Genomic DNA, 15,212 nt, shown 5'->3' with positions numbered 1-15,212 from the left:
CCCCGCCGGGACGGGGCCGGGCCGGCCTCGGCCAGGGCCGGTCGGGGCCGGCGCCGGTCGCGGCCGGGGCCGGTCGCGGCCGGTCGGGGCTGCACGGTGCCGACCCTGGCGGGGCGGGGCGGGCCGGGGCGGAGGCGCGGGGCCTCAGGGGCGGGCCCGTCGGCCGGTGGGCAGCGCGGGAAGCCGACGGGGCCGGGGCCCCGGGCGGCGGCGGGTCAGTGCGGGGTTGCCGAGGAGACGCGGAGGAGGTCTATGTGGAGGCGGCGGGTCAGCCACCAGCGGCGCGGGGGCGGCATGGAAATCGACCTGCTCCCCGGGGTCCTCGGGGCATAGCCTGCCCCTGGCCGACGCTGTCCCCCGCAGTCTCGTGGCGCCCGCGGGACCCGTCAAGGTGCCCGCCCCCACGGAAGGATCCCCGCACCCGATGCACACCGAGAACCTCACCGCCCCGCTGGACAATCCGGTGTGGGCGGCCCTGACCGGCCCGCACCGCGGCTTCGCCGAGTCCGCCCCCGGCGGCCTGGCCGCCCGCTACCTCCCGGCCGCGAACCCCTTCGCCGCGCTCGCCGACCCCCACGACCCCGCCTCCTGGGCAGATCTGGCCGCGCTGGCCGGCCCCGGCCAGGTGGTGTGGCTGACCGGCCTCCCGCCGGCCCCGCCGCCGGGCTGGGAGACGGTGATGACGATCCCCGGCGTCCAGCTGGACGGCCGGGAGGTACGGGCCGAGCACGCCCCGGACGCCGTCCGCCTCGGCCCCGCCGACGTCGCAGAGATGACGGAGCTGGTGGCGCTGACCGAGCCGGGCCCCTTCCTCCCCCGCACCGTCGAACTCGGCACCTACCTCGGCATCCGCCACGGGGGCCGGCTCGTCGCGATGGCCGGGGAACGCATGCACCCGCCGGGCTGGACGGAGATCAGCGCGGTCTGCACCCACCCCGACCACCGGGGCAAGGGCCTGGCCGGACGGCTGATCCGTGCGCTCGCGGCCGGGATACGGGAGCGCGGCGACGCCCCCTTCCTGCACGCGGCCGCCGCCAACACCAACGCCGTCCGGCTGTACCGGTCGATGGGGTTCACCCTGCGCCGCGAGCCCGTCTTCATCGGCCTGCGCACACCCGGAGCCCCGGAGTCCGGAAGCCTTAACACGGCTTAACACAGGGTTCATTGAGCGCCGTCGGAGTCTCCCGTAGCGTCGTCGGAACGGGAGCACGGGCGGAGGGGGGTTGGCCGTGGCGGTGAACACGTTGCAGATCAGCGGTCGTCCCGCCCTCCGCCCGGCTCCCGTGCTCGACCCGCGCCCTGCGGTGCGCCTGTACGCGCGGGCCCACATCGACCTCCAGCGGGTCTGCGCCGCCCTCTGTCGCCCCTGATCGCGCCCCCGCCGCAGCCGCGTCCCGCCGCCGCGGCACGCCCCGATCAGGAAGGCGGCACCGCCGTGCCCGCATCCGAACCCGCTCCCGTCCATCTGGCCGCGGCCCTCGACGGCGCGGGCTGGCATCCGGCCGCCTGGCGCGAACCGGGCGCCCGGCCCGCGGAGCTGACCACCGCCCGGCACTGGGCCGACGCGGTCGCCGAGGCCGAGTCCGGCCTGTTGGACTTCGTCACCTTCGAGGACGCGCTCGGCCTGCAGTCCACCGACCCGGCCGGGGCCGACGGCCGCACCGACCTGGTACGGGGCCGGCTCGACGCGGTACTGGTCGCCGCCCGGATCGCCCCGCTGACCCGGCACATCGGCCTGGTGCCGAGCGTGAGCGCCACGCACACCGAGCCCTTCCACGTCTCCAAGGCCCTGGCCACCCTGGACCACGTCAGCCGCGGCCGGGCCGGGCTGCGCGTGCAGATCTCCGAACGCCCCGACGAGGCCCGCCACTTCGGCCGCCGCGACCCGCTGGAGCCGGCCCCGGAGCTGCTCGCCGAGGCCGCCGACCACGTCGAGGTGGTGCGGCGGCTGTGGGACAGCTGGGAGGACGACGCCGAGATACGGGACGCGGCCACGGGCCGCTTCGTGGACCGCGAAAAACTGCACCCCGTCGACTTCGAGGGACCGCACTTCAGCGTCCGGGGCCCCTCGATCACCCCGCGCCCGCCGCAGGGGCAGCCGCCGGTCAGCGCGCTCGCCCCGGACGCGGCGGCGTACCCGCTGCTCGCCCGGGGCGCCGACCTCGGGTACGTGACCCCGAGGGACGCGGGCCAGGCCCGCGCCGCCGTGGCCGGGATCCGGGGCGCCCAGGAGGCGGCGGGCACGGCGGGGCGGACGCTGCACGTGTTCGGGGAACTGGCCGTCTTCCTCGACGGGACCCCGGGGGCCGCGACCCGGCGGCTCCAGCGGCTGGACTCCGCGCACGGGTCAGCGTACACGAGCGACGCGCTGGTCTTCGCGGGCACGCCGGGGCAGCTCGCGGACCTGCTGCTGGACTGGCGGCGGGCCGGGCTGTCCGGCTTCCGGCTGCGGCCCGGGGTGCTGGCGCACGACCTCCCGGCGATCACCCGCGGCCTGGTGCCCGAGCTCCAGCGGCGCGGCGCCTTCCGGCGTTCCTACGGGGCCCCCTCGCTCCGCGGCCTGCTCGGACTGCCCCGCCCCGCGAACCGGTACGCCCGGCCCGCCGCGTGACACCGCCGCCAGGACCCGACCCGAACACGACGCGGAGGACACGTACCGCCATGGGCAAACCGCTCAAGCAGATCCATCCGGCCGCGCACTTCCCCGGGGTCAACAACACCATGGTCCGCGATCCGCTGGCCACCACCAAGGAGTGGCGGGAACTGGCCGCCGCCCGGAAGCTGTCGATCCGTGAGCTGGTGATCGAGACCACCGGACGCCAGTCCTTCGTCGGCTCGCCCGCCACCGTCGCCGGGGCCATCGACGACCTGGTCCACCGGGACGCGGCCGACGGGTTCATCCTCGTCCCGCACCTGACCCTCGGCGGACTCGACGCCTTCGCCGACACCGTCGTCCCGCTGCTCCAGCGGCGCGGCGTCTTCCGGCGCGAGTACTCCGGGCCCACCCTGCGCGACCACCTCGGTCTGTCCGCGCCCCGGATCCCGGCCCCCGCCGGCCACTGAAGAGGAGCACCGTGTCCCGCACACCCCTCGGGGTCCTCGACCTCGTCCCGGTCCCGTCCGGCTCGACCGCCGCCGAGGCCCTGCACCACAGCGTCGACCTGGCCCGGCGGACCGAGCGGTTCGGCTACGCCCGCTACTGGTTCGCCGAGCACCACCTGAACCCGGGGGTCGCCGGAACCTCCCCCGCCGTCCTGCTGGCCCTGACCGCCGCCGCCACCTCCACGATCCGCATCGGGTCGGGTGCGGTGCAGCTGGGCCACCGCACCGCGCTGTCCACGGTGGAGGAGTTCGGCCTGATCGACGCCCTGCACCCGGGCCGCCTCGACCTGGGCCTGGGCCGCTCGGCGGGCCGCCCGCCCGCCCGGACGGGGCCGCAGCCGCCGCCCTTCGAGGGGTGGACGGCGAACGGGCTGCGGATCCCGCCCCGGTTCTCCTTCGAGCACCTCCTGGGCCACCCGCGCCTCGCCCTCCAGCAGCGGCTGCTGAACCTGCCCGGGGCCCGCCCGCAGGACTACGCCGAGCAGGTCGCCGACGTCCTGGCCCTGCTGCGCGGGGAGTTCCGCTCCCCGGAGGGGGTGGAGGCGCACGCCGTCCCCGGTGAGGGCGCCGACGTACAGGTGTGGATCCTGGGCAGCAGCGGCGGGGTGAGCGCGGAGACGGCCGGCGCGAACGGGCTGCCCTTCGCCGCGAACTACCACGTCAGCCCGGCGAGCGTGCTGGAGGCGGCGGACGGCTACCGGGCCGCCTTCAAGCCGTCCGCCGTGCTGGACCGGCCGTACCTGACGGTGTCCGCGGACGTGGTGGTGGCCCCGGACGACGCCGGGGCCCGGGAGCTGGCCGCCGGGTACGCGCCCTGGGTGCGCAGCATCCGTACGGCCGAGGGCGCGATCCCGTTCCCCTCGCCCGGGGAGGCGCGCGAGCTGGTGGCCGGGTGGACGGCGGCCGATCACGCGCTGGTCGCCGACCGGGTGGAGACTCAGTTCGTCGGCTCGCCGGCCACCGTCGCCGACCATCTGGAGCGGCTGCGGGAGGCCACCGGGGCGGACGAGCTGCTGATCACGACGATCACGCACGCGCACGCCGACCGGGTGCGCTCGTACCGGCTGCTCGCCGAAGAGTGGGCGCGGCGGACGTAGCGGCAGGAGGCAGGCGGGTCCCGGGTTTCGGCGGGCCCTCCCCGGTCACACGCGGGAGGAGCCAGGGAACCTACCGAAGGGAACTGCCATGACCGACGTCTCCCGCCTGCCCGGCGCCGCGCACCACCACTGGCAGTGGCAGACACGGGCCGCCTGCCGGGGCCTGGGCCCCGGGCGGTTCTTCCACCCCGCCGGGGAGCGGGGCGAGGACCGCGAGGACCGGGACGAGGCCGCGAAGCGGGTCTGCGCGCACTGCCCGGTGCGGGCGGCCTGCCTGGAGCACGCGCTGCGCACCCGCGAGCCCTTCGGGGTGTGGGGCGGGCTGACGGAGGAGGAGCGGCGCCGGATGCTCTCCGGCGCCGCCCGCCGTCGCCTGGCGGTGTGACCCCCGTGGTTACGGCCGGGCGGCCTCCCAGGCCCGGGCGAACAGTTCGTGCGGGGGCAGCGGCGCCAGCAGCCTCAGCAGCGGGGAGTACAGGCTCTTGCCCGCGGCCCACGCCAGGTGGCCGTCCAGTTTGGCGGTCTCCAGCGGCAGGTGCGGGGCCTTCAGGTCGGTCCACTCCCCGGGGAGGAACGCGGTGCGGCCCGCCCGGGCCCGCTTGTCGCCCACCACGGCCCCGGCCGCCTCCAGTTCGGCCTGGGCCGCCTTGTGCCGGGCCGGCGTCCAGCCGTTCCAGCGGCGTACGTTGCGGTCGGTGGGCCGGGCCAGGGCGAGCAGCTGCAGGTGGAGCGCGGCGGCGTCGGCACCGACCCCGAGGGTGCCCGCGACCTGCGCGACCAGGTCGGGCGCGCTGAGCGAGGGGGCGGTCTCGTACCCGCCCGGGGGCACGGGGGTGCCGGCCGCCCGGGCCGCCATCCGGCCGAGCCCGTCCAGGAGCCGGACGGTGCGCAGCAGATCCCTGAGGATCCAGGGCCGGCCCCGGTCGGCGCACAGCCCGGCGGCCCGTTCCGGCCCGCCGGGGGCGGTCAGAACGGCCGCCCGGACGAAGGTGTCGCCCGAGGGCGCCGCCACGATGAATGCCCCGTCGTCGTGGACGGTGGCCGGTACGACGTCCGCCCCCAGCGGCTGCGGGCAGGGCAGCACCGTCCCCCGGTACGGGGTGAAGGCCGGGTCCTCGGCCACCGCCCGCCCCAGCTCGGGCAGGGTCCCTACGGGGATCAGCGCGCCGGGCCCCGCGAGCTGCTCCCGCAGCCGCCGGTGGAGGGCCAGGGCTCCCCGGGCGGCGAGGTCCCCGACGGGGCGCTCGGTCAGTGCCCAGGCGATCACGGTGGCGGCCGTGCGGTGGGCGGGCGCGGTGGAGGGCACCCACGGCCCGGCGGTGCCGTCCGGTGTGGCGTGCCGCAGTTGCAGGCCTCCGCTGCGGTCGCCGACGAGCACGAAGCCGTCCTCGCCGAGGGGTGCGGGGGCGCGTCCGGCGGGCAGGCTTCGGGCCCAGCTCTCGTCCAGCCCGAACTCGGCCTCCAGGGCGGCGGCGAGTTCCTCGTCGGTGTGCTCCTGGGCGCCGAGCAGCCCGTTCCAGGCGGCGGCCATCCGCTCGGCCGCCGCGGTCATGCCCGCGGGCTCCCACAGCTCGGCGGGGTCGTGCGGGAGCCCGGCGGCGAGGACGGCGCGCCGCCCGGCGGCGCCCAGCCGGCGGAAGTGCTCGTCGTACTGGGCCACCATGCCCTTGGTCGCCTTGTACGGGGCCTTGCCGAGCAGGCTCAGGTGCTCGCCGTAGTGGTCGCGGGCGGGGAACCCGGCCAGGACCAGGGCCGCGACGGGGCCGCGTACGCCGGTCAGCCGGGCGAAGGCGTCCCGGGCGGCGGGCGGTACGGCCAGCGGGCCCCGGTCGGCCAGCAGGTCCAGCAGCCGGGGCAGGCGCGCGGCGTCGTCCTCGGGGAGGGTGACGGTCGCGCAGTCCTCGGCGCCGGCGGGCGCGGGGCCGTCCGCCCGCTGGAGGAACCAGACCCGGCCGGCGTCGGCGGTGCCCGAGGCGAGGGCGTGTCCGGCGGCGCGGACGGCGGCCAGGGCGGCCGGTGCCGCCCGGCCGGTGCGCCAGGCGCCGCCCGGCTCGGCGAAGGGCTGCGCGCTCCAGGTCTCCAGCAGCGCCGCGAGGGCCGCCCGCTCCCCGTCGGCGGTGGTGGCCGCGCAGGCCCGCCAGGCGACGGCGCCGATCCGGCCCACCAGGGGCTGCCAGGGGGCGGGCTCGGCGGGCAGGGCCAGGACGCGGGTCTCCTCGTCGATCTCCCCGCGCAGGTGGCGTCCGTCGGCGGCGACGGCGGTGAGCACCGCGGGCTGCGGCTGCGGCACCGGCCCCTGGTAGCGGCGGTGGTCGGGGAGCAGTCCGTACAGGGCCGGGGTGAGCTCGGTGTCGGGCACCTCGGTGCGCAGCGACACCGCCGGTTCGGCGCGCATGACGGCGACGCGGCGCGACAGGGCGTGGCGGCGGCGCAGGACGTCGGCGGCGAGGCGGGCGGCGCGGGCGACCCCTGCGGCGATCCGGGGTTCGAGCGCCCCGGGCAGGCCCGGCTCCGGTTCGGCGCGCAGGGCGGCGTCGAGCAGGTCCCGTACGGCGGGGTCGCCGACGGTGCGCAGGGTCTTGGAGGAGGCCTCGTCGCGGGGGGTCAGGAAGTGCCAGAAGGCGGGCGGCGGGACGGGGCCCGCGCCGTCGCCGAAGCCGGGGGTGCGGCGGTTTCCGGAGCCGGGGAAGCCCTGGGCCTGCCAGAGCAGGGAGTTGTCCTCGGCGGAGTGGCAGCGGATGGTCTCCTGGCCGGCGAGGACCGCGTCCTCGCCGCCCTGGGGCATCCGCAGGACGGCCCAGGGCCGGCGCCCGAGGCGGCGGCTGCGGTAGGTGGCGCTGCGGCCGTCGGTGCCCTGGAGGAGGAACTCGCGGGGTGAGGGGCCGGGGTAGGGGGTGCGGTTGAGGACGCGGAAGCCGGTGAGGCGGCCGTCCTGGCCGAGCGGGGAGGCGGGTGCGTCCGGGGGCAGCGCGGCGAGGGTCTGTACGTCCCCGAACAGCTCGTAGCCGGGCGGGAGTCCGGCGGCGGTGTGGAAGGCGGGCGGGGTGCGGTCGGTGCCGGGCTCGCCGGTGGCGGGGTCGACGCGGGTCCAGCTGCCCCAGCGGCAGAAGGTGTCGGCGCTCCAGAAGCGGTGGCCGTCGCTCATCTGGACGTCGTGGGAGCCGATGCCGGTCTGGTCGCCGGGGCGCAGGACGCGCTGGCCGTCGTGGCGGCCGCCGCCGTCCGGGGTGGCGAAGTGGTAGCCGAGGCCGCCCTGGATCATGCCGCCGTAGCGGCGCATGCCGAGCTTCTCGTCGGGCTCGAAGACCTCGTCGGGGTTGCCGGTCCAGAAGGCGCGGTCCGGGAAGGTGTTCTTGGGGGCGGTGCTCCAGGCGACGAGGAACTGCCCGCCGACGTGGTGCACCGCGAGCGCGGGCGCCGCCGGGGGCGCCGTGTCGGGCGCCGCACCGGCAGCCGTCTCGCGCGTCGTGCCGGCCACCGTGCCGACTGCCGCACCGGCTGCGCCACTCCCTCCGGTCCCGGCGACGGGCACCTGGAAGGTGCGGGAGGCGACCACGCCCGCGTGGTCGACGGCGAAGGCGCGGTCGTGGCCGTACACGGTGAGGACGGGCCAGGTGCTGGTCACTCCGACGACCCGGTCGGGGCCGCCGAGGGCCGCCACGGCCTCTTCCAGGGCGGGCCAGGCCCATTCCTCGGGGAGTCCGGCGCGCAGGGCGCGGCCGAGGGGGCCGGTGAGGTCGAGGGCGGCGAGGGCTTCCTCGATGCCGTCCAGGGCGCGGGCGGTGGGGCGGTCGAGCAGGCCGTGGAGTTCGTCGACGGCTTCGTCGGCCGCGGCGAGGCCGCCGCCGCGCAGGGCGGCGAGGAGGCTCTCGACGCGGGCGTGCACCTCGGCGGCGATGCCCGCGTTGTGCGGGAGGCGGGTGATGGCGGTGCCGCCGCCGCGCAGGGCCCCGTGGACGGTGCCTTCCAGGCGGGGGCCGAAGACGGGGTCGGCGGCCAGGGCCTTGAGGTCGCGCCGGGAGCGGCCGTCCCAGAAGACGAGCTCCACGGCGGGTCCGGGGTCCTCGACGGCGATGCCCTCGGCGAGGCAGGCGTCGAGCAGGTCGGCGTCGAGCCCGGGGTAGCGGTAGCGGTCCTCGTGCAGCCGCAGCGGGGTGACGGTGGCCGCGGCGCGCAGTCGGGGGGCCCAGCGGGCCAGCAGCTCGAAGAGTTCGGCGGGCATGGGCTGGCGCATGACGCCGCTGCCGGAGCGGCCGTGCCCGAAGCGGTGGGTGTAGCGGGCGAACCAGCCGGCGGGGCCGCCTTCGGGGGCGATCCGCCCGGCCGCGGCGGCGTCGGCGGCGCCGCAGTTCAGGAGCAGCCGCAGCCAGGCGCTCGCGTCGCCGCGGCTCTCGGGGAACAGGTCGAGGAGCTGGGCGGCGGTGTCGTCGGCCGGGCGGTGTTCGGTGAGCAGCGGGGTGGCGGCGTCGAGGAGCCGGTCGGGGACGTCCTTGCCGTGGGCGGCGGCGAGCAGGGCGCCGAGCACCCGGGCCTCCTCGGCGGCGGCGAGTCCGGCGGCGCGGGCGGACAGCCGCAGGCGGCGGGCCAGGTCGGCGGGCGGTTCCCCGGGCGAGGCGGCCCAGGCCTCCAGGACCCGTACGTACTCCTCGTGCGCGGGGAGGGGGTCCAGGGTGGCGGCGAGCCAGGCCTGGTGGCCGCTGATCTCGGCGGCGGGGAGGGCTCCGGCGCGGGCGAAGAGCAGCAGGTTGGCCCGGTGCCAGTCGGGGTCGACGGGCAGTCCGTGGCCGCGCTCGGCCTTGCGGGCCAGGGTGTAGGCGCGGGCGGCGGAGCGCCGGTGCCAGGAGATGAGGCGGTGTCCGACGGTGTCCCAGAACCAGGGCAGGTGGGCGGGGTCCAGGGTCCGGGCGCGCCGCTCCAGGCCGTCCACGTAGCGGCCGGGCTTGTCGTAGGCGGTGTGGATGGTGGTGCGGGCCACCTCGAAGGCGGCGAGGGCGTCCGCCGCCCGGGCGGGATCGTGTGCGGCGGCCCAGTCCGGGTAGACGGTCGAGGCCTGCGGATCGGCCGGCGGCCGGATCTGGATCTTCATGCGACCGATCCTGACACGCCCCTCTGACAGCCCGTCGCCCGCTGGAGTGCCCCCGCGGGGGTCAGGCCGGGGCGCCGGAGGTGAAGCGGCGCAGGAGGGGCGAGAGGACCAGGACCGACTTGGTGCGTTCCACGAACGGCTCGCCCGCGATGCGTTCCAGGACTCGCTCGAAGTGGCGCATGTCGGAGGCGAAGACCTGGACGAGGGCGTCCGCGTCGCCGGTGACGGTCGACGCGGACACCACCTCGGGGTAGCGCTCCAGTCCTCGCCGGATGTCGTCCGGCGAGGTGTTGTGGCGACAGTAGATCTCGATGAAGCCCTCGGTCTCCCAGCCCATCGCGGCGGGGTCCACGCGGACCGTGAAGCCGGTGATGGCTCCTTCGGCGCGGAGCCGGTCGACGCGCCGCTTCACGGCGGGGGCGGAGAGTCCGACCTCGGAGCCGATGTCCGCGTAGGAGCGGCGGGCGTCCTCGGCGAGGGCGTGCACGATGCGTTCGTCGAGATCGTTCAGTCGCACTGCGGGTGGATCACTTCTCTGCTGTGGCCAATGTGGAGCGGCGGATGCCGTACAGGAAGTAGACCACGAGGCCGACGGCCATCCAGCCACCGAAAGCGACCCACGTGGCGACCGGCAGGCTGTACATCATGTAGCCGCAGGCGAGGAAGCCGAGGATGGGCGGGACCGGGAACCACGACACCTTGAAGGTGCGCGGCATGTCGGGCTTGGTGCGGCGCAGGATCACGACGGCGATGTTGACGAGGGCGAAGGCGAAGAGCGTGCCGATGCTGGTGGCGTTGGCCAGCTCGCCCAGGGGGATGAAGGCGGCGAGCGCGCCGCAGAAGAGGGAGACGATCACCACGTTGGCGCGGGGGGCGCCGGACTTCTCGTCGACCTTGGCGAAGACCTTGGGGACGAGGCCGTCGCGGGACATCGCGAAGAGGATGCGGGTCTGTCCGTAGAGGACGGCGAAGACGACGGAGGCGATGGCGACGACGGCGCCGGCGGCGAGGACGACGCCCCAGAAGCTGTGGCCGGTGACGTCGGTCATGATCTGGGCGAGCGCGGCCTCGGTGCCCTCGAAGTCCTGCCAGGGCATGGCGCCGACGGCGACGAAGGCGACGAGGACGTAGAGGACGGTGACGATGCCCAGCGAGAGCATGATCGCGCGGGGGAGGTCCTTCTTCGGGTTCTTGGCTTCCTCACCGGCGGTGGAGGCGGCGTCGAAGCCGATGTAGGAGAAGAAGAGGGTGGAGGCGGCGGCGCTGATGCCGGTGATGCCGAGCGGGGCGAGCGGGGCGTAGTTGCCGGACTTGATGCCCATGACGCCGATGCCGATGAAGAGCGCGAGGGTGACGATCTTCACCACGACCATGATCGTGTTGATCCGGGCGCTCTCCTTGGCGCCGCGCATCAGGAAGACCATGGCGAGCAGGACCACGACCAGCGACGGCAGGTTGATCCAGCCGCCCTCGCCCAGCGGGGCGGCGGAGAGCTTCTCGGGGAGCGTGACGCCTATGGTCCCGTCGAGCAGCTCGTTGAGGTACTGGCCCCAGCCGACGGCCACGGCCGAGACCGAGACGGCGTACTCCAGGACCAGGCACCAGCCGCAGATCCAGGCGATGAACTCGCCCATGGTCGCGTACGAGTACGAGTACGAGGAGCCGGAGACCGGCACGGAGCCGGCCAGCTCGGCGTAGGACAGGGCCGAGAACAGGGCGGTCAGGCCCGCGATGATGAAGGAGATCGTGACGGCCGGGCCCGCCTTGGGGGCGGCCTCGCCGAGGACGACGAAGATGCCGGTGCCCAGGGTGGCGCCGATGCTGATCATCGTCAGCTGCCACATGGTGAGCGAGCGGCGCAGCGAGCCGCCCTCGCCCTGGCCGCCCTCGGCGACCAGCTGCTCGACCGGCTTGCGGCGCAGCAGGGGGTGGGCGGGCTTGCGGGGCTCGGACGTGAGCGGTGGCGCCTGGCCGTGATCGAGCACGAAGGGACTCCTTTGACACTGCGGATGGGGACTGTCAGGCGTCGACCGCAGCGGTCCGGAGCAGTTCACAGGCAGGGGTGAACCCTGTCTGGGCATGGGGGGACCGCCGAGCAGGCGGTCCGCGCCACTCCACGTACAGCGAGTGAGCCTACGAGCTGAGTGATACCGCCCGTAATGCACCATCCTTGCACATTGGCGGACGATCGTTGCGCGGATCTGTCCGGGATGGCCGTTTGTTGCGCACGGATGATCGATCACTGCGCAGCCCTCCTCCGACCCCCTTTCTTGACAGCACGTCAGATCTGGCGCAGCGTGCCCCTGCGTTCCCGTACCCGACGAGCGGAGGCGACGCGTGCGACGAGTGATCCCGACGGAATCCGGCGAGCGGTGGCAGGATCCCGAACCGTTCCTGCGCGGGGTCGCCTGGCTGGACGGGGGCCGGCCCGTGCGCGCCGACCCGGCCGACACCATGCGGCTGCCCTGGGACACCGGCGAGCGCGCCACCCTCCCCATAGGCGTCCGGCTGGAGTTCACCACCGAGGCGGCGCACGCCGTGGAGATCCGCTACCGGGCCACCGTCCCCGGCCCCACCGACGCGCTGCGCGACCTCTCGCACGGCTTCGCCCTGTGGAACCGGCACGGACTGCTCACCGAGGTGTTCACCGAGCCCGCCGCGGAGTCCGTCGTACACCTCGGGCTGCCCCCGCGCGGCGGACCCTTCACCCTGCACCCGCCCGAGGCGCAGTCCCCGCTGATCCTGGGCCTGCGCGGGATAGGCGGCTCCCTGGCCCCCGCCCCCCGGGCCCCGCGCTGGGTGGTGCACGGCGACTCCATCACCGAGGGCTGGTGGTCCACCCGGCCCGCGCACGGCTGGCCCGCCGTCGCCGGGCGGGCGCTGGGCTGGGACACCGTGAACCTCGGCTACGCGGGAGCCGCCCGCGGGGAGCTCGCCACCGCCGAACAGCTCGCCACCCTGCCCGCCGACGTCCTGACCCTCGCCTTCGGCACCAACTGCTGGTCCCGCGTGCCCTTCACCGCCCCGCTGCTCTACGAGACCACCCGCACATTCCTCGACATCGTCCGCCAGGGCCACCCCCGCACCCCCCTGCTGCTCCTCTCCCCCGTGCTGCGCCCGGACGCGGAGCGCACCCCCAACCGCCTCGGCGCCACCCTGGGAACCCTGCGCGACGCCATGGAGCGGGCCACCCGCGACCGGATCTCCGCCGGGGACGGCCGCCTCGCCCTGCTGCCGGGCCGGGACCTGCTGGGACCCGAGCACCTCGCGGACGGACTGCACCCCGACGACACGGGACACCAGGTCCTCGGCCTCGCTGTGGTCACGGCCGCACGGCGGGCCGGGTTCGACGCGGGGTGAGTGAAACAGCTCATACCGGTCCCGCTGAACAGACCGCGCCCACGGCCCCGTGTTCTGCACAAGTTGCCGAGCTTCCGGCGACGGAAGCGGCACACACCACACGTGGGAGAGATCAACATGGGTATCAAGCGCGGAACTTCCCTGGCTGCGGTCGCGGTCGTCGTCGCTCTCGCGGCGACGGCCTGCGGCGGGGACGACAAGGCGGACGCGACCAAGCCCGCCGGGGCCGTCTCCGACGCCCAGGCTCCCGCCGCCGACCCCTACGGCAGCGACAAGCCCGCCCAGGACGCCGCGGCCACCGGCGCCAAGTCCGCCGGGCAGCTGACGATCGCCGCCACCGACCAGCTCGGCTCGGTCCTCACCGACGGCGCCGGCTTCACCCTCTACCGCTTCGACAAGGACACCGCCAAGCCGCCCACCTCGAACTGCGACGGCGACTGCGCGAAGACCTGGCCGGTGGTCCCGGCGGGCGACGCGACCGCGGCGGCGGGCATGGACCCGGCCCTGCTCGGCGAGGTGGTCCGCAAGGACGGCAGCAAGCAGCTGACGGTGGCCGGCTGGCCCGCGTACCGCTTCGCCAAGGACACCAAGGCGGGAGACCTGAACGGGCAGGGCGTCGGCGGCACTTGGTTCGCCCTCGCCCCCGACGGCAAGAAGGCCGCGAAGGCGGCCCCGGCCCCGGCCGGCGCCGGGCAGACCGCGGGCGCCCTGACCGTCGCCAAGGACGCCAAGCTCGGCGACCACATCGTCGACGGCAACGGGATGACCGTCTACCGGTTCAAGCCCGACACCGCCTGGCCGATGGTCTCCAAGTGCGAGGGCGACTGCGTGGCGAAGTGGCCGGTCGTACCGCCGGTGGACAAGGCCAACGCCAAGGGCATCATCGAGAAGAACTACCTGGTCCTCGACCGCCCGGACGGCAAGAAGCAGCAGACGGTGAACTGCTGGCCCGTCTACACCTTCACCGGCGACAAGAAGGCCGGTGACATCAACGGCCAGGGCGTGGGCGGCACCTGGTACGCCGTCGCCCCCGACGGCAAGCTCATCACCGTCCAGTAGGCCCTCCCCCGGCCCACCGGTCCGCGCGGCCCCCGCCCCCCTCCCCCCGGGCGGGGGCCGCGCACCGTTTCCCGGGACGGCGCCGTTGCCTACAGTGGCCCCCATGCTGCGCGTACTGGCCGTCGACGACGAGAAGCCGCTCCTGGAGGAACTCCTCTACCTGCTGCGCTCCGACCCCCGGGTGCGCAGCGCGGAGGGCGCCTCGGACGCGACCGAGGCGCTGCGCCGGATCACCCGGGCCCTGGAGAGCGGCCCCGACGGGCCCGACGGCATCGACGTGGTGTTCCTGGACATCCAGATGGCCGGGCTGACCGGCCTGGACATCGCCCGGCTGCTGGCCGGGTTCGCCCGGCCCCCGCTCATCGTGTTCGTCACCGCCCACGAGGGCTTCGCCGTCCAGGCGTTCGACCTCAAGGCGGTGGACTACGTCCTCAAGCCCGTACGCCCGGAGCGGCTGGCGGAGGCGGTCCGCCGGGCGCGCGCGCTGCTGGGACGGTCCGACGGGGCGGAGGCGGCGGAGCCCGCGATGGCGGCCGCCGGGCCCACCGTACCGGCGCGGCGCGGGCCCGTACCCGAGGCGGGCGCCGACCTGGGCGTCACCACCGGTGCCGGTGCCGCGGCCGGTGCCGCCGCCCGTTCCGGCGAGCGCGTACCGGAGCAGATCGCGGTCGAACTGGGCGGCGTCACCCGGTTCGTGGCCATCGCGGACATCGCGTACGTGGAGGCCCAGGGCGACTACGCCCGGCTGCACACCGACGAGGGCAGCCACCTGGTGCGGATCCCGCTGTCCACGCTGGAGGAACGATGGGCGGCCCGCGGGTTCGTCCGCATCCACCGGCGCCACCTGGTCGCGCTGGGCCGGATCGACGAACTGCGGATGGACGCGGGCGCCACGAGCGTGCGGGTGGGCTCGGCGGAACTCCAGGTCAGCCGCCGCCACGCGCGCGAACTGCGGGACCTGTTGATGCGTCAGGCCACCGGCTGAACCGTCCGGCGCCCCGGGACCGCCGGTCCGCCGCCGCGGCCGACCGCCCGGCGTACCGACGCGCCGTTCGTCGCGCCACAGCGGGCGTACGGCGATCCTTCGGGCCCGTCGGCCGCAGCGGCGGCGGATCCGCCCGCCCCGGGCCCGGGCCGCGCGTATCGTGGATCTTCCGGCCCGGGAGGAGCGAGATGTCCGAGATCCAGGCGCTGCTGGACGCGCTGACCGGACTGCCCCGGACCCGGGCCGCCGGGCCCGCCGAGGCCGAGGCCCTGCTCGCCCGGCTGCGCAGCGCGGCCGCCCGCTGGGCGGAGGTCCTGTACGAGGCCCGGGAGGGCACCCGCGAGCAGTTGCCGCCCCGCGCGGAGGCGGCCCTGACGCTGGCCTTCCGGCGCGCGGAGGAGTCGTACGTGGAGCTGGAGATCGCCCTGCGCGACTGCGCGGAACACCGCGACCCGGCCGTCTGACGGAGCGCTGACCGCCCGCTGAGCACCCCTGCGGGTGCCCGGTTCGCGCCTGTTGCCGG

At 75.8% G+C, this 15,212-nt stretch carries 12 protein-coding genes and 1 pseudogene; 9 read left to right on the top strand and 4 right to left on the bottom strand.

What is annotated here, in order from left to right:
* Positions 1-215: 215 nt before the first annotated feature.
* Positions 216-296, bottom strand: a complete 81-nt coding sequence (locus tag ACFV0Q_RS05290) for a putative leader peptide (protein ID WP_385000690.1) — start codon at positions 294-296, stop codon at positions 216-218.
* Between the two features lie 128 nt (positions 297-424).
* Between ACFV0Q_RS05290 and ACFV0Q_RS05285 the strand changes: the two genes are divergently transcribed.
* From ACFV0Q_RS05285 to ACFV0Q_RS05265, 5 genes and pseudogenes are all read left to right on the top strand, one after another.
* Entirely contained in the window at positions 425-1,153 is a 729-nt protein-coding gene (locus tag ACFV0Q_RS05285; protein ID WP_385000678.1) for a GNAT family N-acetyltransferase, read from the top strand.
* Between the two features lie 282 nt (positions 1,154-1,435).
* The gene (locus tag ACFV0Q_RS05280; RefSeq protein WP_385000675.1) at positions 1,436-2,611 is read left to right on the top strand and encodes an LLM class flavin-dependent oxidoreductase; all 1,176 of its coding nucleotides are present in this window, start codon (positions 1,436-1,438) and stop codon (positions 2,609-2,611) included.
* A gap of 110 nt (positions 2,612-2,721) precedes the next feature.
* A pseudogene (locus tag ACFV0Q_RS05275) lies at positions 2,722-3,063 on the top strand (F420-dependent methylene-tetrahydromethanopterin reductase); the annotation flags it as partial.
* A gap of 11 nt (positions 3,064-3,074) precedes the next feature.
* Positions 3,075-4,199: an LLM class flavin-dependent oxidoreductase gene (locus tag ACFV0Q_RS05270; RefSeq protein ID WP_385000672.1), complete on the top strand. Its 1,125-nt coding sequence runs from the start codon at positions 3,075-3,077 to the stop codon at positions 4,197-4,199.
* A gap of 88 nt (positions 4,200-4,287) precedes the next feature.
* Positions 4,288-4,584 carry a WhiB family transcriptional regulator gene (locus tag ACFV0Q_RS05265; RefSeq protein ID WP_385000669.1) on the top strand — a complete coding sequence of 99 codons (297 nt, stop codon included), beginning with the start codon at positions 4,288-4,290 and terminating at the stop codon, positions 4,582-4,584.
* A 9-nt stretch (positions 4,585-4,593) separates the two neighbouring features.
* Here ACFV0Q_RS05265 and ACFV0Q_RS05260 read toward each other — a convergent pair whose 3' ends face one another.
* From ACFV0Q_RS05260 to ACFV0Q_RS05250, 3 genes are all read right to left on the bottom strand, one after another.
* A complete protein-coding gene (locus ACFV0Q_RS05260) occupies positions 4,594-9,285 on the bottom strand; it encodes a hypothetical protein (protein WP_385000666.1) in 4,692 nt (1,563 codons plus the stop codon).
* 61 nt (positions 9,286-9,346) lie between these two features.
* Complete coding sequence (locus tag ACFV0Q_RS05255; protein ID WP_007262967.1) at positions 9,347-9,802, bottom strand: Lrp/AsnC family transcriptional regulator; 456 nt, start codon at positions 9,800-9,802, stop codon at positions 9,347-9,349.
* Positions 9,803-9,812: 10 nt separating this feature from the next.
* Positions 9,813-11,270 (bottom strand): amino acid transporter, encoded by a 1,458-nt coding sequence (locus tag ACFV0Q_RS05250; RefSeq protein WP_385000663.1) that lies wholly within the window; start codon positions 11,268-11,270, stop codon positions 9,813-9,815.
* A 352-nt stretch (positions 11,271-11,622) separates the two neighbouring features.
* Between ACFV0Q_RS05250 and ACFV0Q_RS05245 the strand changes: the two genes are divergently transcribed.
* The 4 genes from ACFV0Q_RS05245 to ACFV0Q_RS05230 all read left to right on the top strand — a co-directional run bounded on the left by ACFV0Q_RS05245 (position 11,623) and on the right by ACFV0Q_RS05230 (position 15,153).
* Positions 11,623-12,645, top strand: a complete 1,023-nt coding sequence (locus ACFV0Q_RS05245) for a GDSL-type esterase/lipase family protein (protein WP_385000660.1) — start codon at positions 11,623-11,625, stop codon at positions 12,643-12,645.
* 117 nt (positions 12,646-12,762) lie between these two features.
* A complete protein-coding gene (locus ACFV0Q_RS05240; protein ID WP_385000657.1) occupies positions 12,763-13,704 on the top strand; it encodes an SCO0930 family lipoprotein in 942 nt (313 codons plus the stop codon).
* Between the two features lie 103 nt (positions 13,705-13,807).
* Positions 13,808-14,689, top strand: a complete 882-nt coding sequence (locus ACFV0Q_RS05235; protein WP_385000654.1) for a LytR/AlgR family response regulator transcription factor — start codon at positions 13,808-13,810, stop codon at positions 14,687-14,689.
* 188 nt (positions 14,690-14,877) lie between these two features.
* On the top strand, positions 14,878-15,153 hold the full coding sequence (locus ACFV0Q_RS05230; RefSeq protein WP_385000651.1) for a hypothetical protein: 276 nt from the start codon (positions 14,878-14,880) through the stop codon (positions 15,151-15,153).
* Positions 15,154-15,212: the final 59 nt, after the last annotated feature.

The organism is Streptomyces sp. NPDC059564, from assembly GCF_042735575.1.
In the GTDB taxonomy this organism is placed as follows: Bacteria; Actinomycetota; Actinomycetes; order Streptomycetales; family Streptomycetaceae; genus Streptomyces.
Note: the sequence above shows the minus strand (reverse complement) of the source record. Positions and strands in the feature narration are given on the sequence as shown.

What these genes read in the sequence shown, in the direction of transcription:
- ACFV0Q_RS05240 (WP_385000657.1), top strand. Translation starts at nt 12,763, where the DNA reads ATGGGTATCAAGCGCGGAACTTCCCTGGCTGCGGTCGCGGTCGTCGTC.
- ACFV0Q_RS05265 (WP_385000669.1), top strand. Translation starts at nt 4,288, where the DNA reads ATGACCGACGTCTCCCGCCTGCCCGGCGCCGCGCACCACCACTGGCAG.
- ACFV0Q_RS05290 (WP_385000690.1), bottom strand. Translation starts at nt 296, where the DNA reads ATGCCGCCCCCGCGCCGCTGGTGGCTGACCCGCCGCCTCCACATAGAC.
- ACFV0Q_RS05235 (WP_385000654.1), top strand. Translation starts at nt 13,808, where the DNA reads ATGCTGCGCGTACTGGCCGTCGACGACGAGAAGCCGCTCCTGGAGGAA.
- ACFV0Q_RS05260 (WP_385000666.1), bottom strand. Translation starts at nt 9,285, where the DNA reads ATGAAGATCCAGATCCGGCCGCCGGCCGATCCGCAGGCCTCGACCGTC.
- ACFV0Q_RS05230 (WP_385000651.1), top strand. Translation starts at nt 14,878, where the DNA reads ATGTCCGAGATCCAGGCGCTGCTGGACGCGCTGACCGGACTGCCCCGG.
- ACFV0Q_RS05285 (WP_385000678.1), top strand. Translation starts at nt 425, where the DNA reads ATGCACACCGAGAACCTCACCGCCCCGCTGGACAATCCGGTGTGGGCG.